Below are 19,936 nucleotides of genomic sequence, written 5' to 3'. Positions count from 1 at the left end.
GATCAATGTGGATAACTTCTGCATTTCTGTGGATAAAACGGCAAGTTATCCACATGAAAAATCGAGATTGAAAGTTATCCACATTCGACGACGAGTATTCCACGAGTTATCCACATTGGAGCGGCGGGTTATCCACCGGTTATCCGCAGGGTTTACCCACATTTGTGCATAACTGTGTGGATAACTTTTTCTGTTCGCGCGTCACAACCCGGGCGTGTCGAGGTATGTCGCGGACGCTTCCGACACCGCCCGTCCACCACAATCGCGCTCACAGACCAAAATCGGGTGTTTTCCCAAACGAGCCGAAAAAGTGCCGAAATCGTTCGCTCAGCGCCCTTGTGCTGAATGGCATGAGCTGTCGTGGCAGGACACGTGGCATGCGTGCCGTAATTCGGATGATATTCGTTCGTCGATCCGATGCCGGGAGGGCGGTTGTTGCCTGAAATGGACGCCGGAACGCGTGGCCGGTTCCGTCCAGTACAACCGCTCTCACAGACGAAAAACGCATGGTTTTTATATCGCTTGGAAAAAACGCTGAAAACGTTCGCTCAGCGTGATCGTGCTGGACGGTGGGTTCGGTCGATAATCAAGAAATATACGAACATATTGCGGGAAATAGTGCAGGGCATATCGATCGGAATATCCCGTCATGTGTCGTACGGCGTCGAGAACGATTATTCGGCCGCTGGACGAGGGAGTCCCGTGCCTGGTGATCGCGAATCGCGCGCGGAGTGGGGTGCAGCGTCGCTCGGTCGCCGTCCGTCACAGCCGCGCTCACAGACGAAAAACGGCACTTTTCCGCGAAGCCGCGAAAAAGTGCCGAAAACGGTCTGTCAGAACGATTCTGCTGGACGGCGCAATACGTCCGTCCGGCGAAAAAAACACGTGGAAAACGGTCTACTTGTCGTTCGACTGCTGCTTGAGACGCAGCGTCAGTTCCACAACGTAATTGTAGATCTCCTGTTTCTGCTGCATTTTCTGGTTGATCTGCTTCACCGCATGCATCACCGTGGTGTGGTCACGCCCGTGGAACACCTCGCCAATGTCGACCAGGCTCATGCCGGTATTCTCTCGGCACAGATACATCGCGATTTGACGTGCGATCGACACGTTTTTGGTACGGCCCTTGCCAACGATGTCATCGAATGACAGGTGGAAATACTTCGCGACCTGACTGATGATGTCGGTCGGCTTGATTTCGACGTCCGCCGTGAAAAAGTCCTGCAATGTCTGCTCGGCCAGCGCGCGCGTGACCGGCTGGTTGCTCAGCGAGGCGACCGCGGTGACGCGGGTGAGCGCGCCTTCGAGTTCGCGGATGTTCTCGGTGAACCGTTCCGCGATCAGATCGAGCACCTCCGGCGGGATATTCGCATGGTTGATCGAGGCCATCATGCGCAGGATCGCGATGCGCGTCTCCAGATCGGGCGGCGTCACGTCGACGACGAGGCCGGACTCGAAGCGCGAGATCAGTCGCGCCTCGAAGCCTTTGAGGTTCTTCGGCGGCACATCGGATGCGATCACGATGCGCTTGTTCGCCTGATACAACGTGTTGAACGTATGGAAGAACTGGTCGAGTGTCGCGTCCTTGCCACCGAGGAACTGGATGTCGTCGATCAGCAGCACGTCGACCGCTCGGTAGCGGCGGTTGAACGCGGCGATCTGGCCCTGACTCTGGTTCGGGGTCTGCAGCGCCTCGATGAATTCGTTCGTGAATTCCTCGCTGGTGACGTACCGCACCTTGAGGTTCGGGTCCTTGACCAGCGCATAGTTGCCGATGGCGTTCAGCAGGTGGGTCTTGCCCAGACCTGACCCGCCGTAGATACACAACGGGTTGTAGTCGCGCCCGGTTCCCTCGGCCACGGCCTGCGCCACGGTCCATGCGAATCGGTTCGACTCGCCCGGGACGAACGTGTCGAACGTCGCGTTTTTGTTCAGATGCGTTTCGGGATCGCGCGCCACCTGCGTGCGATTGAACGTCGGATGTGTGGGTTGTTGCGCGATGTCCGTTGCATTCGCCGGCTGGGTCGGTGCGATCGGCTGTGACGTTGCGATCGGCTGGGGCGCGGGGGCCACCGGTTCCATGCCATCCGGACGATACGATTCCTGACCGAGATCGGCGACGGTCGGCGCGTTGAGCGCCTCGATCTCGTCGTCGGCGTGTCGGGATTCGGGATATTCCGAGGCCGGCGCCGGCTGCGGCTTGGTCTTCGGACGCGGCTCCACCTTGAACGCGGGGAACATGTCGACGCCCGAGGCGATGTTCAACGCCTGGAGCATCGGTTCGCTCAGATCCTTCTGCAGCGCCTGCTGCGTGGCGAGGTTCTCGACGCACAGCACGATCGTCGTGCCGAACACCGCCTCGGGAACCACGCCTTCAAGCCACGCCTTGTCGCGGACGGTCAGCTTGGAATTATGCTTGAGCAGTGCCAGCGCATCCGCCCAGATCCGGGTCGCCTGCGCTGCGGGGTCCTGCGGCGTGTGCGCCATGCGGGCCTCCTCCACTCGAGCGAATAATATGACAACAGATCATTTTTACTCCAAAACCTAGAAGTTATCCACAGGCTTGCGTGTTGAAAACATTGGAATGTGAATAACATTCGTGTAATTTGTGGATAACTCGCCGCCGTGAGGGCTTGATTTTTCAACGGTTATATGCAAATGAACCGTTATGGAACAACGACCGAAATGTGAAAATACGCTCGGCGTTTTGACTTGTGGGCAGGGGTAAGAGTACTTTGGTATAGCTTGACTCATGAGGAGCCGTGCCTTGGCGCGGCTAAAACACCGGGAGCTAAATTATGAAGAGGACATTCCAGCCGAACAACCGCCGCCGTCACATGAAGCACGGCTTCCGCCTGCGCATGCGCACCCGTTCCGGCCGCGCGACCATCAACCGTCGCCGTGCCAAGGGCCGCAAGTCCCTGGCCGCCTGACCTATACGCTCGGCGGCAACATCGACGTGGAGCGGCTGAAGAGTCATCGTGACTTCGTCACCGTGCTCAAGCGCCGTCGTAAAGTCAGTGACAAGGATATCGTCGTGCACTATCTGGTGCGCGACGATTCCTCAGTTTTGGGCGAAACGACGGCGAATGGCCGGCGGCTTGGCCTTGCCGTATCCAAATCGGTGGGGCATGCGGTCACGCGCAACACCGTCAAGCGGCGGTTCCGCGTATTGGCCCGCGCCTACGAATCGCGGCTTCCCGAATCCGTGGACGTCGTGATGCGGGCGAAGCCGAGCGCCGCACATGCCGATTTCCAGTCGTTGGACCGGCAGGTGGCGTCGCTGTTCGACGCTGTTTCACGTAAAACAGCGAAGCGTGTCGCCGATGCACGCGGCTGACGGCATGATCCGCGCGATCCGCTGGTATCAGCGATCGATTTCCGCGAACCGTCCGGCCTGTTGCAAGTATTACCCCTCCTGCTCGAACTATGCCGTCGAGGCATTGGAGCGGTATGGGGCGTTCCGCGGCGGGTTGCTCGCCGTATTGCGTCTGCTGCGTTGCCGGCCGTGGAGTCGCGGCGGCATTGACGATGTGCCGCAGCGGTATTCCGTTTTTTATCGATTTTCATGGTCGAAGGCCCATGAGGAGCCCCGACTGACACCACTGGCCTGGCATGATGATGCCGACGAGCCGGATCATCATGCGCAACGTAAGGAGATGGCCTAGCGATGATCAATTACGATAACTTCCTGCTGGACAGCGGCTTCTGGGGCTGGCTGTACAAGCTGCTGACCCCGGTCGAGTGGCTGATGACCCAGATCATGGCCATCTTCCACAGCTTCCTGACCCTGCTCGGCATGTCGCCCGTCGGCTTCTCGTGGGTGCTGTCGATCATCTTCCTCGTGCTCGTCGTGCACGCGTGCGTGTTCCCGCTGTACTACAAGACGATGAAGTCGATGCGCAAGATGCAGGCGATCCAGCCGCAGATGCAGCGCATCCAGAACAAGTACAAGGGCAAGAACGATCAGGCCAGCAAAGAGGCCATGCAGCGCGAGATGATGAAGCTGTATCAGGACAACGACGCGAACCCGGCCGGTTCGTGCCTGCCGATGCTCATCCAGTCGCCGGTCTTCATGTGCATGTTCTACGTGCTCTCGGCCATTCCGTACATCGCGCGCGGCAAGCGTGAGGCGCTCGGCGCGTTCGACGTCGCCACCGCCAAGCAGTTCTCGCAGACCACCGTCTTCGGCGTGAACGTCACCGACGTGTTCGGCTCTGCTTCCACGCACGGCAAGATCATCATCGGCGTCTTCGTCGCGCTCATGTGCTTCTGCCTGTGGTTCACCACGTACTTCAGCATGAAGCGCAACACGAACCAGGAGGCGATGGTCGGCCAGGCCGCGGCCATGCAGAAGGGCATGCTGTGGATGTTCCCGATCATGTACATCTTCTCCGGCGTGACCATGCCGTTCGCCGTGCTCGTCTACTGGCTCACCAACAACGTGTGCAACCTCGCCCGCACCGCGTGGCAGGTCTACGCCTTCCCGACGCCCGGTTCGCCGGCCGCCAAGGACAAGGAAGTGCGCGACCACAAGCGAGAGAACGAGCGCCGTGCGAAGGCTGGACTGCCCAGCCTCGAAGAGGAGAAGCTCATCAAGGCCAAGGAAGAGGCCGAGCTCAAGGAGAAGCAGGGCTATCAGCGCGCGCAGCCACAGCGCAAGAACCGCAATAAGAAGAAATAACGTGCCATGATCTCACGGAAACGGGCGTGATTCGTTTCCGTGAGATTTTTTGGTTTAGACTGACTGTAGATTTGACCACCTTTGGCCTCGCTGATAAGGAGTTGTGATATGGCGCAGGACGACGAGAAGACGATCGATCAGCTCAACGAGGAAGCTGACATCGCCGCTGACTATCTCGAGGGACTGCTGGACATCGCCGATTACGACGGCGACATCGAGATGGGCGTGCGCAACGGACGGCCGATGGTGCAGATCGTCGCCGACGACGATACCGACATCAAGCATCTGATCGGCCGCAACGGGGAAGTGGTCGACGCGTTGCAGCAGCTGACCCGGCTGGCTGTGCAGCAGAAGACCGGCGAGCGTTCGCATCTGATCGTGGACGTGGACGGATTCCTCAAGCGCAAGCGCCAGCGCCTGCGTGACATCGCGCTCGACGCGATCGACGAGGTGAAGGAGACCGGCGAGCCGGTCGACCTGAAGCCGATGAACTCGTTCGAACGTAAGGTCGTGCACGACGTGGTCCGTGAGGAGGGCATGAAGTCGCGTTCGCACGGCGAGGAACCGCATCGCTATGTGACCGTCTATCTCAAGGCCGCCGCCGACGATTCCGCCGAGACCGACGAGGTCGACGAGTAGTTCGATCCGTATTTTCCTCGATCGTATCGTCATTTCGACCGAGCGCAGCGAGCGGAGAAATCTTCTGGGAGGTGGAAACCTCCGGTAAGATCTCTCCGCTCGCTTTCGCTCAGTCGAGGCGGTATGACCAGTCATGAAGGGCATTCCATGAACACCGACGTTTCACATGAAACATCCGAACCCGTCGAACCGGTCGTCGACCAGCTCGACGGTTCGCCCGTACTCGCCGAGGTGCTCGGCGACGCGCTCCCCAAACTTGAGGTGTTTCACGAGAAACTCATGCGCGAGGGCGAGCCGCGCGGTCTGATCGGTCCGCGTGACGTGCCGATCGTGTGGGAGCGACATATCCTCAACTCCGCGGCGATCGTGCCGTTCGTGCGCGAGGCGACCAAGGACGAGCGGTTCAAGACCGTCGCCGACATCGGATCGGGCGGCGGATTCCCGGGCATCGTCGCCTCGGCCTGCCTGCCGGACCACCGGTTCACGCTGATCGAGCCGATGGAACGCCGGGTCGAGTGGCTGAACGAGTGCGTCGAGGAGATGAACCTCAAGAACGTGACCGTGTTGCGCGCGCGATCCGAAGAGGTGATTACGAACCTGCGCAAGCATGCCTCTGGCCTGCATCCGTTCGCGGTGGTGACCTGTCGTGCCGTCGCTCCGATGACCAAGCTGTCCGGCTGGACGCTGCCGCTGCTGAAACCGCATGGCTGCCTCGTCGCATTGAAGGGGCGCTCGGCCCAGGCAGAGATCGACAAGGCCGCCAAGGAGATCGCCAAGCGCGGGGGAGTGCGGCCGCGTGTGGTTGAAGCCGCCGTCGGACCGGATCTGGAGCCCACCCACGTCGTGATTGTGGATAAACGATAGTAGTTATCCACAGACTTGAACACCAGTGAACGCAAGTTATCCACAATCTGCATCTGTGTATAACTTCCGGCGTCAAGCCTTGAAAAATAGCGACTTTGGCAATCGCCTATCAAAGATATGCACATGTTATCCACAGCTTTATCCACACCGTTATCCACATGCATGTGGATAACGGTGTGGATAACTGCTGAAAACGACGTTTCATGTCCACGCGAACGATGAAACTGGAACGTACTGTCTTGTGAAGGAGGAACTCGTGTCCACAGCAGATGACCAGACCGTTGGGGGCCTGCAGGAACCGGAAACGGTGACGCAGACCATCAATCGCATCTTCAAGGATTCTGCTTCTCCTCTGGGTGCGCAGATCGCGCAGGAATCGTTGCGGTACAAGGCCATCGAGGCCGCCGTCTTCCCCAAGCCGCAGCAGACCCGAATGATCGCGGTCGCCAATCAGAAAGGCGGCGTCGGCAAGACCACCACAACCGTCAACATCGCCGCGGCCCTGGCCCTCGCCGGCGCCCGCGTGTTGGTCATCGACATGGACCCGCAGGGCAACGCGTCCACCGCGCTCGGCATCCCGCACGGCTCGGGCATGCCGTCCGTCTACGACGTGATCGAGGGGCGTCTGACCATCGAACAGGTCAAACAGGTCTGCCCTGACTTCTCCACGCTCGACGTCGTGCCGGCGTCCATCGACCTGTCCGGCGCCGAACTCGAGGTCGCCGACTCGCCGAACCGCAACAACCTGATGCGCGACGCGATCAACGAGTATCTCGCGCACTGCGGCGATCACTATGATTACGTATTCATCGACTGCCCGCCAAGCCTCGGTCTGCTCGTCATCAACGCGATGTGCGCGGTCAACGAGATGCTCATCCCGATTCAGGCCGAATACTATGCGCTCGAAGGCCTCGGCCAGCTCATCCACACGATCGGCCTCGTGCAGGAGCACTTCAATCCGTCGCTGCTCGTCTCGACCATGCTGGTCACCATGTTCGACCGGCGCACGCTGCTCAGCCGCGAGGTCTACGACGAGGTCAAGCAGCACTACCCGTCGATCGTGCTCGACACGACCATTCCGCGAACCGTGAAGATTTCCGAAGCGCCGAGCTTCAGCCAAAGCGTGATTTCCTACGAGCCGCAGTGCATGGGCGCCACCGCATACCGCGAGGCGGCGCTGGAAATCGCGAAGCGTTCGGCGCAGGCGTTGCAGGCGATTGCGATCAAGCGAGGAGAACACTGAGATGGCAAAGTCACGTTTGGGCAAAGGACTGGGTGCGCTGTTTCCCGATCTTCCCGGAGAACCGCACGAGCAGAAGACCGACGAACAGTCGGTGATCGCCGGCATGCCGGCGGCTGCAGCCACCACCGGGACGGGTGCCGTGATCGCGAAGAACGACCATCCCGTCAAGACCACGGTCGTCGTGCCGGCGAAGGACGCGTCGACCGTCGCGGCGATCGCGTCCGCGGCCGCGTCGATGGGCCGGAACAGTTCCGGCGATCCGTTGAGCGCCGTGGGCAAGACCGATGCCGCAACCGACGGCGGCAAGGCCAAGGCGGCCAAGACCAAGCGCGCCGCGATGCCCGGCATCGGCGATATCGCGCATCCGAGCGACCTGTTCTTCGGCGGCGATCACACGGCTCCGTCGGCCGTCTCCGCCGTTCCTGCTGCCGCGGCGAACGTTGTCACGCCGACTGCCGCAGCCGAACGTCCGACGGCCCAGACGGCCGCCGGCAAGCAGTCCAAGAACGACAAGGACACCGAGGAAGTCGAACTCAAGCCGGTGCAGGGCGGCTATCTGGCCGAACTGACCATCACCGACATCGGTCCGAACGCGCACCAGCCGCGGACCGTCTTCGATGAGGACGAACTGGCCGAACTGTCCGCGTCCATCAAGGAAGTCGGCATCCTTCAGCCGATCGTCGTGCGTAAGCGTCCGGCCTCCCAATTGGCCGCCGCGCAGCGCGATCCGAACGCCGACGAGCTGAGCCGCACGCCGTACGAGCTGATCATGGGGGAGCGCCGGTGGCGGGCCTCCCAGTTGGCGGGACTCAAGACCATCCCGGCCATCGTCAAGACGACCGCGGACGACGACATGCTGCGTGATGCGTTGCTCGAGAACCTGCACCGCGTCGCGCTCAACCCGCTCGAAGAGGCCGCCGCGTACCAGCAGATGATCGACGAGTTCGGTCTGACGCAGGCGCAGCTGTCGAAGTCGGTGTCGAAGTCGCGTCCGCAGATCGCGAACACGCTGCGACTGCTCAACCTGCCGGCGAGCGTGCAGAAGAAGGTGGCCGCCGGCGTGCTGTCGGCCGGCCACGCGCGTGCGCTGCTCGCGCTGGGCAGCGAGGACGAGATGGAGCAGCTGGCACAGCGGATCATCGCCGAGGGACTGTCGGTGCGTTCCACCGAAGAGATCGTGGCGATGAAGGTCGCCGAAAGCGATCAGCCGCGCAAGGCCCGCGCCAACAAGAACAATCCGTGGGCCAATTCGCCGATCCGCGAGCATCTCGAGAACCGTTTCGACACCAAGGTGTCGATCAAGGGCTCCGAGCAGCACGGCCGCATTGAGATCGTGTTCTCCTCGCCCGAAGACATGAACCGCATCCTCGACCTGCTCATGCCCGACGGCACCCCCGCCCCCGACTCTGGTTGGAAGTAAGATAATGAAGCTTCCCGTCATTTCGACCGATGTGCCATCTTTTTCTGTCATTTCGACCGAGCGAAGCGAGCGGAGAAATCTTGTACTACGTATACATCTTGACCAACTGGAATAACAAGGTGATGTACGTAGGCATGACGAATAACTTGCTTCGCCGGTTGAGTGAGCATCGAAATCACAGAGTGGATGGCTTTACTGACCGATATAACGTGACCAAACTGGTTCACTACGAATCCGTGGAAGATGTTCGCGTGGCGATCGAGCGTGAAAAGCAGATTAAGAAGTGGAACCGTGACAAGAAGAACCGTCTTGTCGAACTGACTAATCCGCAGTGGAATGATCTCGCTAAGGATCTGGTCGGGTAATAAAGATTTCTCCGCTCGGCTATCGCCTCGGTCGAAATGACGCTCTATTTGTCATTTCGACCGAGGCGTCATATATTCTCCTGTCACTTTGACTGAGCGCTCTACTTTTTGTCATTTCGACCGAGCGAAGCGAGTGGAGAAATCTTAAAAAGCCACTACTCCTGTGTGAGGTAGGACTGGGTGTCGAGGGCGGCGCGGCAGCCCATGCCGGCAGCGCTGATGGCCTGGCGGTAGACGCGGTCCACCGCGTCGCCGGCCGCGAATACGCCCGGCACCGACGTGCGCGTGGACGCGCCGTCGACCACGATATAGCCGTCCTCATCCAGCTTGACCGCGCCGCCGAGGAATCCGGTGCTCGGCGTGTGGCCGATCGCCACGAACACGCCCTCCGCCGGCAGTTCGCGCGTCTCGCCGGTCACCACATCGCGCAGTGTCACCGACGTCGCACCGGAATCGTCGCCGTTCACCGACTCGACCACCGCGTTCGTCACGAACGAGATCTTCTCGTTCTCGCGGGCGCGATCCACCATGATCTTCGAGGCGCGGAACTCGTCGCGGCGATGCACGAGCGTCACCGACGAGCCGAAGCGGGACAGGAACTGCGCCTCCTCGAACGCGCTGTCGCCGCCGCCGACCACGACGATCGGCTTGCCGCGGAAGAAGAACCCGTCGCAGGTCGCGCAATACGAGACGCCACGGCCGGAGAACTCCGCCTCGCCGGGCACGCCGAGCTTGCGGTAGCTTGAACCGGTCGTGATCACCACGGCGCGGGCGCGGTACGTTTCGCCGCCGTCCACGGTCACCGACTTGACCGCGTGCGCATCGGGCTGGTCGGCATCGCCGCCGAAATCGACCGACACCACGTCGTCATACACCAGTTCGGCGCCGAACTTCTCGGCCTGCTTCTGCATCGCGTCCATCAGGTCCGGGCCCATGATGCCGTCCGGGAAACCGGGGAAGTTCTCGACTTCCGTCGTGTTTACCAGCTGGCCGCCGGGCGTGAGGGCGCCGGCGATCACCAGCGGGCGGTATCCCGCGCGGCCGAGGTAGATGGCGGCGGTGTAGCCTGCCGGGCCGGAACCGATAACGATCACATCACGAATCTCATCACTCATGCGCCCCACTCTACCAACCACCGGCTATGTCGGGCCGTGTCACGCCTCCCGCTGAATCGCCGGACTGGCGCCGTGATAGATCGTTTATACGGTGTTGTAACAGGCATCTTTTTGTTATGTAAAGATGCCTTATCGCCACCACCAGCATCACCGCCATGATCCTCATGACCGGACTCCACATGCTCATGCAGTAGCCCCGCCAAGCTACAAGGCCGTCCTAAGAGGAGGTATGAGTCTCACTATATAGATTATTCTAATATAGAATAATCTATATAGTTTTTTCTATATTAGAATAATCTATATAGTGATGGATATCGATGTGGTTTCGGGGAGGCTTTCATGTTCATCGGCAGACAGCATGAACTGATTGCATTGCAACGCATGTACGACAGCAAGCGATTCGAGATGATGGTGATCTACGGTCGCCGACGAGTCGGCAAGACGGCGTTGATCGACCATTTTCTTGACGGCAAGACGGCGTTGTACTTCACCGCCCGACAGCAGAATTCCCGACTGATACTGCAATCGTTCGCCATGGCCATCGCCGCGTATTTCAATCAGCCTGAAGTCGATTTTCGTAGTTGGGACAATGCGATCGATTATCTGGTGAGTCAAGCACGTCGTCACGCGGGCGACAAGCTTGTCATTGTATTGGATGAATTTCCATATGCCGCCGAGGCCGAGCCGAGTCTGCCGTCGATATTGCAAATCGCCATCGACCATGGTCTGAAGGACACGAATACCATGCTGATTCTGTCCGGAAGTAACCAGGGCTTCATGGAGAGCAAGGTACTTGGCGTGCACAGTCCGCTGTACGGCCGACGCACTGGTCAGATCAAGTTGCAGCCGTTTGATTGCTTCGATGCTGCCCGATTCGTAGAACACTGCACGGCCGAGGACGCCGTGAGATATTATGCGACATTCGGCGGCACCCCATATTACTTGGCACAGCTTGATCCGCAGCTGTCGTATGAGCAGAACGTGGCGATGCTATGTTTCGATCAGGCTGGTTTGCTGTATGAGGAACCTATGATGATGTTGCGGGAGGAGTTGAAAAGCCCCGCCATCTATGATTCCATTCTCCAAGCTGTCAGTAATGGGTGCAATACTCCGAAGATCATCGCCGATCATATCGGTTTGGAACCAACATCTGTGTCGTTCTATCTCAAGACATTGGAAGAGCTGCGTCTCATTGAGCGTTCCATTCCCTTTGGGGAAAAGCCTACGTCGCGCAAATCCAGAATACACATCAAGGATCCGTTCTTCGCATACTGGTACAGGTTCGTCGCGCCGAACGTAACCTTGATCGAGACCGGCAGTGGCGTGGAAATCGCGCGGAAAACTGCCGAGAGTGCCGTGTTCGCCGCATATGTCGGACAGCAGTTTGAGACGATGTGCATGCAATGGATATTCAGGGCATTCCAAAGCGGCAAACTGCCGCTCATGCCGGTGCTGACCGGAAAATGGTGGGGCAACAATCCGCTGAAGCGGGAGGAAACGGACATCGATGTGGTGGCTGCCGAGCCTGACGAGAAAAAGATATTGCTGGGCGAATGCAAATGGCGCAATACGGTCAACGAAACTGAAATGATCGCGTCGTTGCGGGATCGAATCGGACTGATTCGCGGATATCGAGAGACGACATTGGCGTTCTTTACGAAGAACCCCGTGCACGAGACCACACTGGCCAAATACCGCAATGATCCTGACATGATCTTCGTGTGTGCGGATGACATGTTCAGGGAACGATAGGTTCGGTATCGGGTTTGCGAAAAGCTTGGTTCTCCGGTTCAATGGAGAAGATTGCGCAAGAAGACGATGGGCGTCCGCTGCGAGACGGCGACGTTCGTCTCAGACAAAGGAGTGTGCGATGAGTGTTCCGCAACGGGTGCTTGACGTGATGCATTCGCCCGGGATCTATTTCTGCAGCGACCCCGAAATGGGCGCGGCCCAGCAGGAGCAAATGAGGTTGCTGCATGAACTGAACGCGACGATGCCGGGCGATCCGCGGCGCGGCGAGCTGCTGCACGAGTTTTTCGCCGAGTTCGGCGAGGGAGCGTACGTAGAGCTGCCGGTGCACGCGAACTGGGGATGCAGCACGCACTGGGGTGCACATTCGTACGCGAATTTCAACCTCACGCTGGTCGACGACGGCGAGATCTTCATCGGAGACCACACGATGATCGGCCCGAACGTCACGCTCGTGACGACCGGCCATCCGGTCCGTCCCGACCTGCGCGAGCGGATCGCGCAGTTCTCCGAGCCGATCCATATCGGTCGCAACGTGTGGATCGGCGCGAACGTGACCGTGTTGCCCGGCGTGACGATCGGCGACAACTCGGTGATCGGCGCGTGCAGCCTGGTCACGCGCGATGTGCCGGCGGACTCGGTGGCGTTCGGTTCGCCGTGCCGTGTGGTGCGTGAGATCAACGACCACGATCGGGAATACTACTGGCGCGACCGCCGCATTCCCGACGGCATCTGATCGCGGTTTCACGGTTCAGGGCACGATCCTTCCCGGGCATACGGTCGGCTCATAGGCGCGAAACGGCCGTAAGCCCGGGAAGGAGCGGCGGTAAGCCCGGAAGAAAGGCTGTGTCTGGGGATCTTCTCCCGGGCATACGGCCGGTTTCCATGTCCGTAACGGCCGTATGCCCGGGAATGAGATTATGATGCGGGCTTCCTTCCCGGGCTTACGGCCTTTTTGGACACTAAAACCGGCCGTATGCCCGGGAGCAACTGGAAACGGCAGGGTATGACCAGGAGCAGCCGGTAACGTCAGAGGGCGACAGGGAGCAACCGGGGACAGCCGGGGAACGGCAGTGTGCAACTAAGGCGCAACCGGGTATGACTGGGAGCAACCGGGGGCGGCAGGGAACGGCAGGGAAGCAACTGGGGAACGACAGGGGAACTGGCCTCCCGGGCTTACGGCCGTTTTGTGCCTAAGAACCGGCCGTAAGCCCGGAAGGGATAGGCTGTATGCCCGGGAGAAGGGTTGTGCCCGGGAAGGTGGATAACAACAGCCGGGGCGGCAGGCGGCACAAGGAATGGGGGTGACTCAACCCCGACCCATAACCTGTGGAGGAAGGAACGGCCGGCTATCACCCCAACAACGAATAAGCCCGGCTGCGGGGCCGGGCTTATTCTCAGAGAGGAGAAGGAAGAAAGGAAGTTCAGTTGTCGCGGTCTTTCAACCGCTGACTACGATATAACCACCTGATTCCTGACGCTTCGTGTGTTCTTCCTGAGTGTTGTCTGGGAATCGCGGCGCAAGGCCGCACCGCCTAGAACAGCTCGACCTTCTGGATGTAGAGCTGTCCGTTCGGCAGTCCGTCCATCGGCACCCAGATCATCACGTCCTGCGTGGTGACCACGGAGTTGAACTTGACCTCGGTAGTGCCGCCCTCCGCGAACGTGAAGTCCGCGACCTGCTTGCCTTTGGTCGGATCGTCCGTGGTGCCGGTGCGCACGTACGCCTTGCCGCCCGACGTGCTGATCGTGATCTTGAGACGGTACACCTTCGTCGCTTCGTTCAGGTGTAGATGGTACGCGAAACCGCTCTGGCCGGCCGGGCTCGACAGGAACGACTGGCTTGCGATCGTGACCGGGGTGTCGTTGTGGTACTTCGGATCCGGAACCTTCTTCGCCTCCTTGTCGGCGGTGACGACCTTGGATTTGCCGGACGAGGACGACGACTTGTCGGACGAGCTGCTCGACGAGTTATTCGAGCTACTCGAGCCGTTCGAAGAATTGTCGGACGAATCGGAATCGTCCGATCCCGAAACCTCGCCGTTCGTCGTGTTGCCGAACGGCACGTCGTTGAGGTTGTCCTTCCACGGATCGGCCTGCGAGGACGAACCGCCGCCCACGTTGCCGGTCGCCGCGTTGTTGAGCGCGCGCACCGCGAAATAGCCAGCGCCGACGACCACCGCGATGCCGACCAGCACCGTGATGATCTTGGTCGGCAGACCGATCATGAGCGTCTCGTCGGCCACGTCGGCGTTCAGCGCGGCGTTGGCGATCTTGTCGGGTCGGGTCACAGCGGTCTTGACCGTGATCGGAGGCATCGCGACCGTCTCGTTCGGATCGGGGGCCGTGTTCTTGACCGGGTCGATGACCTGCGTGGCCTCGAGGGCCGGGTCGGCGACCGGCGGCGGCGCGACCGGCGGCGCGACGGCCGCGGGCAGCGTCTGCGTCGCCTCGATATCGTCGGCCTTGGCCGCGGCTCCGGCTCCGGCGGCCGCAGTCGGGGAGCCCGCCACGATCGGGTTGAGCGGCAGCGTCGGCCGCGACACCGCGTCGGAGACAGGGAACGAGTATCCCGGCACGTTCTGCACGGCCGGAGCCGCGGGCGGGTTCGGGATCGCGTCGTTGTGGCGCACGGACGAGACGTTCAGCGGCACGGTCGGCAGCGCCGCGCCATTGCCGTCGGTGTGCTGCCCGTCGAACGCGGAGAACAGATCGCCGGTCAGCGGCGTCACGTCGACCACGTCGTCGGAGGTCAGCGCGGACGCGTACTTCGGCGTATTGAGCGACAGCGGCGGCAGCGGGTTCGTGTTGACCATGCCGGCCGGAATCTCCATCAGCGCATCCTGCGGGGTCGGGTTGATCGCGGCGAGCATGATCGACGCGGTGCCGGCGATGCTCGGCAGCGCGATGTCGTGCTCCATCAGCTGGTTGAGCGGATACCACGCGCCCAGCAGCGCATCGATTTCAGCCAGCGACGACATCGGCGCGTTGAACGTGCCGTTATCGCCGTGCAGGCCGAGTCCGCGGCGGCAGATCAGCTTGAATTCGCCCGGAATGTCGTCGTTCAGGCGGGACATGTCGTATTCGGTGTGCGCGTTCGACGGCGTGCCGTTGAGCAGCGAGTACAGCAGCGCCGCGAGTTGGCGCACCGCGCGTTCCTCGTCGCCCGTCGAATCGTCGGTCCTGCCGGAAACGTCCTGCAGCATCATGCTCACTGGAATGTCGGCCAGCTGCACGCCGGCCGCACTGATGCGCACGGTGTCGGTGCTGATCGCATGGTCGACCACGCCGCGCGCGAGCAGCGTGCGCACGATCAACGTGGTCTCGCCGAGGATCGATCGGATTGCGGCGTAGCTCAGGATCTTGCGTGCCGGGCCGCGCAGATAGTCGCTCAGCGACAGTCCGGCGTCCTCGCGGGTGACGATGATCGGCAGTTCGCCGCTGTGATGCAGCTGAAGCACCTGCGTGAGCCGCTGATCGTGCATGGACGCAAGGATCGACGTGACGTCGTTGACCTGCGTGACGACGCGGCGGTCGGTGATGACGAACACCTGGCAGTCCTGCGCGAGCATGCGATCGTTCGCTTTCCATGCCTGCAGGCCGGGGGTGTTACGCAACGGTGATACCAGCGTGTATCGATTGATGATGGTATCTCCCAGTTGAGGCTTCATTCCGACTCCATATTGCGAAGATGATTCTGACGAGGGTTTCGGTGTCATTCTAATCGTCGGTGTGGTCGAGGCCATCGGCTGTGCGGACGATTGCGCGGGCTTCGATTCGCGCGTCTGCGCCGGCGGCGCGGGCGGCACATCAGCCGCTGCGGTAGCGGCCGGCTCGGGGTCTGCGGGGGCGACCGGCCGCCGCGTGAGCCGCGACTTCACCATGTCGACCGCCATCATCAGTTCGCGCGACCGCAGCAGCCACAGCACGCCGACATACACGACCGTGATCACGATCGTCAGCAGCACGCACGCGCCGATCGCCTGGAACCAGTTCATGTTCATGGCCTGCGCGGCCGTAATCGGACGGCCATGACCGGCCGCTCCCGCATCGGGCGATCCCGCCGCCGCGGCGTCCTGCGGCGACCAGACGCCCAGCAGCGAGTACACCGGATCGCGCGCCAGCAATCCCACGATCACCGCGGCCGCGCCGGCCACCAGCGACTGCCCGTACGACCACGCGATGCGCCGGCCGTCCAGTCGGCCCTCGAACCGCGCGCGCAACGGCGGGATCAGGAACGGGAACGCGACCAGATGGCCGAGCGCGGAGCCCGCGCCCACCAGCATCACCCACTGCGTCGGCGGGGTGACGCGGCTCAGGCCGAACACCGATCCGATGAACAGCACGTTGAACAGCAGCATGAACAGGAACGGGTTGCGGCCGTCCTCGAACGAGTAGAACGTGCGCTGGATGACCAGATACGCGCTTGAGATCGGCAGGCCGAGACCGAGCGTCATCAGCGGCGCGGCGATGAGCGTCGCCTCGTGCATGCTCACGGACGGCAGCAGCGCGATGATGATCGGTACCGGCATCACGATGAACGCGGCGGTGAAGAACATCATAAGCACGCCCATGCTGCGCAGCGACAGGCTGAGCGTCGAGCGCGCGCCGTCGATGTCGTGGTCGGCGATCGCGCGCGAGATGCGCGGGAACAGGGCGGTCGCGACCGATACGGCGATGAGCGAATACGGCAGCATGTACAGCGTGAACGCGTTCTGATACGTCGCGTTGCCGGCGACCTCGACCATGTCCAGACCGAGACGCGCGTGCGCGGCTCCCGGCGCGGACGTGGTGATGCGCGTGGCGAGCAGGCTCGCGACCTGGTCGACGACGACGATCGCGACGCTCCAGCCGGCCACCGAGCCCATCGACCGCAGGCCGATGCCGTGCAGACCCCAGCGCGGCCGGTACCGGATGCCGCATTTCGTGAGCGGCACGAACAGGATCAGCGCCTGGAACGCCACACCCAGCGTCCACGTTCCGGCCGTGAGCATCAGCTTGTCGCCGGTCCAGAACCCCATCGGCTGTTCGGTGGCGCGGCCGAACAGCAGGATGAACGCGGTGAATCCCGCGCAGCTGATCACGTTCGCACCCACCGAACTCCACGCGTACGCGCCGAAATGATCCTTGGCCGCCAGCACCTGGCCAAGCACCGTGTACAGGCCGTAGAAGAAGATCTGCGGCATGCACCACAAGGTGAACGCGTTGGTCAGTGCAAGCATCTCCGGGGTGCCGTCGACGTACAGCATGGTCAGCAGCGGCGTGGCCGCGGCCATGACGACCGTCATGAGTGCCAGCAGCGAGATTGCCAACGTAATCAGCTTGTTCAGCCGCTCCTCAGCGTCATCCTGCTGCAGCGTGCGCACGATCTGCGGCACGAGCACCGCGTTGAAGATGCCGCCGGAAACCAGCGCGAACACGGCCTGAGGGATCATCGCGCCGGCCTGATACGCGTTCGCCGCAAGGCCGGTCGTGCCGAGTGCGACGGCCAGCAGGATCGTGCGCACCTGACCGGTCACGCGGGAGGCCGCCGTGCCGGCAGCCATGATCAACGAGTTGCGGCCAAGTGATGAACTCATTCGTCGGGATCCTTCTTGCGGTTGAACTGACGCCACAGGCCGAGCAGGCCGAGCACGATGGCGAAGCCGATGATCACGAAGCCGCTCATGTCGCTGATGCGCAGCACGCTGGTGATGCTGGTGGACTGCGCGGCGCCGAACGGATGGCCGTCGCGATCCTGCAGACTGATGGTGGCCGTGGCCTTGCCGGACGTGGCCACGCGGATGGTGAACGTGACCTGCGATTCGCCGTGCGCGGGCACGTTGGTCTCGGCGATGCGCGAGGTGACGATTTCCGGCGAATCGGTGAGCGACGAGACCTTCACGTGCACCGGATACGGATGCTGGTTGCTGATGGTGACCATCATCTTCGCGGTTTCGCTCACCACCGTCACCGATTCGGACGGGGCGATCGAGACGCCGTTGAGCAGTTGCGTGGACAGGCTGACCGCACCGGTGGCCATGTGCTCGGCCGTGGCGGTGTGCCCGGACAGCGCGTGCAAGGCGAACGTCGACTGCGCGTCCAGCAGCGTGGTTGCCCAGTTCTTCGCGTCGTCGCTGTCGGGGTCGAGCACGGAGGAGACGAACTGGGAGACGTTGCTGCGGCTTGCGGTCAGCGACGCCAACGTTTGCTGGAATTGCTGCGACTGCGTATCGGTGAGCGCGACGCTGTCCTGGACGAGCTGCAGCGCGTCGTCCCCGCTGGCGTACGCGTCGGCGTCGCTGAGCGTGTTCAGATCGGTCAGATTCAGCCACGGCGACTGTTCGACGGCGCTCATCAGCGCGTCGATCATGGCCGCGTCGGTGCCGGTGCCGAAGCAGACCAGCAGGTTGCGGCTGGTGTACGGCTGTTCCATCTGGTAGAACGCGCTCTGCGCGACGAAGCGCGCGAGCCGTCCGGCCGCGCTCGTCTCGCTGTCGGCGGTGTCGCTGGTCGCCTTGCCCTGCGCCAGTCGGCTCAGCTCGCGCTGCTCGGTGAGCACGGTCACCTCGCCCGCGTCGGTCGGCACCACGATCTTGCCGGTGTGCACGGTCGAGTCGTCGCTGGCGTCGAACTCGTGGTCGGCGATCACGGTCGAATATCCCTGCCGTTTCGCCTCGGCCAACGATTGCAGCGACCAGACGGCCTTGCCCTGCCACGCGTACGTGTCGCGCGTCGCGTTCTGGTCGCCGATCGCCGAACGGTAGTCGGCCAGCGCGGCGTCCGCGTTCCATGCCGACGATTCCACGCCGGCCTCGCGGTAGGCGTCCGCGTCGCCGTACGCGCTGTACGAGGAGATGTCGAATCCGGCCGGCTGCATGATGCCGCTGACCTGCGGCGGCATGGACAGCGCGTTGAGCGTCGTCGGGTCGGCGATGACCTGCAGCGCCGGATGCTTGGATACGGCCTGCAACCGTGTGCGTTCGAGCTGCGCGTCGTCGCCGAGCGTGACCACCTGGCCCGCGTCCGCGGACGCGTTGGACGGGGTGCCGGATGCGCTGCCGGACGTGGCGTTGGACGAGCCGGTGCTTGCGCCGCCGGACGAGCTGCCGGACACGCTATCGGATGTGTTGCCGGACGATTCGCCGGACGAGGAAGTGCCGTTGCCGCCGGCATTGTTGCCGCCGTTCGCGGGGCCGGAAGGCTGGCCGTTGACCAGCTTGGTGACGGCCGTCTCGTCCGCCTGCCATGCGGTCGACGATATCGGCAGCACGATCGTCATGTTCATGGCCGGCGTGCTCGCGATGTTCAATCCGTCCGTCGAACGGGTCAGGAAGCTGTGCGTCACCCGTTCGATCTGGCCGTCCACTGCATACGTGAGCGCCAGCGGCTTCGGTCCCCACGAGACGATCTGCTTCAGGTCGTCCTGGTCGACGTCGACCGTCACGCTCGTTGACGCTCCCGGCGCGAGTTCGGCCACGTCCGCGGTGCCGAGCACGTCCATTGCGGGGATGGGCGTCGTGCCTTCGGCCCACTGCTGGATGTCGGTGCGCGAGAAGAACGTGAACCGCGCGTTGACGGTCAGCGTGAGCGTGCCGGCCGGCAGCGTGTCGGCGGTCGGGTTGGCGATCGTGGCTTTGAGATGGTAGCCGGAGGATGCGGTGACGACAGCCGTGGCCGAGTCGATCGTGATGGTCGGTTTGGTCGCGGCGTCCGTCGTCTCGCTGGTGCTGGTGTCGGCCGTGCTGGTGTCGGCCGTGTCGGCCGATCCGTCGCCGTCCTCGGCCAGCGCGATTCGCGCGGGCACGGCGAAGCATACGGCCAGACTCATCACAACGACCAGCAATGCGGTTAGGGCACGGTTCATAGCGCGTCGTG

At 62.0% G+C, this 19,936-nt stretch carries 15 protein-coding genes; 11 read left to right on the top strand and 4 right to left on the bottom strand.

Features of this window, described 5'->3' with window-relative positions; translation table 11 throughout:
• Positions 1-897 precede the first annotated feature (897 nt).
• Positions 898-2,487: a chromosomal replication initiator protein DnaA gene (gene dnaA, locus KIH76_RS08230; protein WP_219070266.1), complete on the bottom strand. Its 1,590-nt coding sequence runs from the start codon at positions 2,485-2,487 to the stop codon at positions 898-900.
• Between the two features lie 311 nt (positions 2,488-2,798).
• Here dnaA and rpmH point away from each other — a divergent pair, with 311 nt between their 5' ends.
• The 9 genes from rpmH (at position 2,799) to KIH76_RS08185 (ending at position 9,215) form a co-directional block, all read left to right on the top strand.
• Positions 2,799-2,933, top strand: coding sequence for a 50S ribosomal protein L34 (gene rpmH / locus KIH76_RS08225; protein ID WP_163232700.1), 135 nt, complete (start codon positions 2,799-2,801; stop codon positions 2,931-2,933).
• A gap of 26 nt (positions 2,934-2,959) precedes the next feature.
• Positions 2,960-3,340, top strand: coding sequence for a ribonuclease P protein component (gene rnpA, locus KIH76_RS08220; protein WP_219070264.1), 381 nt, complete (start codon positions 2,960-2,962; stop codon positions 3,338-3,340).
• 4 nt (positions 3,341-3,344) lie between these two features.
• Positions 3,345-3,668, top strand: coding sequence for a membrane protein insertion efficiency factor YidD (yidD, locus tag KIH76_RS08215; protein ID WP_219070310.1), 324 nt, complete (start codon positions 3,345-3,347; stop codon positions 3,666-3,668).
• Between the two features lie 5 nt (positions 3,669-3,673).
• Complete coding sequence (gene yidC / locus KIH76_RS08210; protein WP_219070308.1) at positions 3,674-4,684, top strand: membrane protein insertase YidC; 1,011 nt, start codon at positions 3,674-3,676, stop codon at positions 4,682-4,684.
• A 108-nt stretch (positions 4,685-4,792) separates the two neighbouring features.
• Positions 4,793-5,323, top strand: coding sequence for a Jag family protein (locus KIH76_RS08205; RefSeq protein ID WP_219070262.1), 531 nt, complete (start codon positions 4,793-4,795; stop codon positions 5,321-5,323).
• A gap of 147 nt (positions 5,324-5,470) precedes the next feature.
• Positions 5,471-6,187 (top strand): 16S rRNA (guanine(527)-N(7))-methyltransferase RsmG, encoded by a 717-nt coding sequence (gene rsmG / locus KIH76_RS08200; protein ID WP_219070260.1) that lies wholly within the window; start codon positions 5,471-5,473, stop codon positions 6,185-6,187.
• 256 nt (positions 6,188-6,443) lie between these two features.
• Complete coding sequence (locus tag KIH76_RS08195; protein ID WP_338023632.1) at positions 6,444-7,430, top strand: ParA family protein; 987 nt, start codon at positions 6,444-6,446, stop codon at positions 7,428-7,430.
• Between the two features lies 1 nt (position 7,431).
• Positions 7,432-8,850: a ParB/RepB/Spo0J family partition protein gene (locus tag KIH76_RS08190; protein WP_219070257.1), complete on the top strand. Its 1,419-nt coding sequence runs from the start codon at positions 7,432-7,434 to the stop codon at positions 8,848-8,850.
• 29 nt (positions 8,851-8,879) lie between these two features.
• Positions 8,880-9,215, top strand: coding sequence for a GIY-YIG nuclease family protein (locus tag KIH76_RS08185; protein ID WP_274608030.1), 336 nt, complete (start codon positions 8,880-8,882; stop codon positions 9,213-9,215).
• Positions 9,216-9,370: 155 nt separating this feature from the next.
• Here KIH76_RS08185 and trxB read toward each other — a convergent pair whose 3' ends face one another.
• Complete coding sequence (gene trxB / locus KIH76_RS08180; RefSeq protein ID WP_219070254.1) at positions 9,371-10,330, bottom strand: thioredoxin-disulfide reductase; 960 nt, start codon at positions 10,328-10,330, stop codon at positions 9,371-9,373.
• A 339-nt stretch (positions 10,331-10,669) separates the two neighbouring features.
• Between trxB and KIH76_RS08175 the strand changes: the two genes are divergently transcribed.
• Positions 10,670-12,082: an ATP-binding protein gene (locus KIH76_RS08175; protein WP_219070252.1), complete on the top strand. Its 1,413-nt coding sequence runs from the start codon at positions 10,670-10,672 to the stop codon at positions 12,080-12,082.
• A 148-nt stretch (positions 12,083-12,230) separates the two neighbouring features.
• Positions 12,231-12,815: a sugar O-acetyltransferase gene (locus tag KIH76_RS08170; RefSeq protein ID WP_236036930.1), complete on the top strand. Its 585-nt coding sequence runs from the start codon at positions 12,231-12,233 to the stop codon at positions 12,813-12,815.
• Positions 12,816-13,614: 799 nt separating this feature from the next.
• On the opposite strand, the gene KIH76_RS08165 is transcribed toward KIH76_RS08170, so the two are convergent.
• Both KIH76_RS08165 and KIH76_RS08160 read right to left on the bottom strand, forming a co-directional pair.
• The gene (locus KIH76_RS08165; protein WP_236036920.1) at positions 13,615-17,658 is read right to left on the bottom strand and encodes a murein biosynthesis integral membrane protein MurJ; all 4,044 of its coding nucleotides are present in this window, start codon (positions 17,656-17,658) and stop codon (positions 13,615-13,617) included.
• Positions 17,655-19,925 carry a DUF6049 family protein gene (locus tag KIH76_RS08160; RefSeq protein WP_219070248.1) on the bottom strand — a complete coding sequence of 757 codons (2,271 nt, stop codon included), beginning with the start codon at positions 19,923-19,925 and terminating at the stop codon, positions 17,655-17,657. Before KIH76_RS08160 ends, KIH76_RS08165 begins: the two co-directional genes overlap by 4 nt.
• Between the last annotated feature and the right edge of the window lie 11 nt (positions 19,926-19,936).

Origin of the sequence: Bifidobacterium simiiventris (genome assembly GCF_019331715.1) — a bacterium.
Lineage (GTDB): Bacteria > Actinomycetota > Actinomycetes > Actinomycetales > Bifidobacteriaceae > Bifidobacterium > Bifidobacterium simiiventris.
Note: the sequence above shows the minus strand (reverse complement) of the source record. Positions and strands in the feature narration are given on the sequence as shown.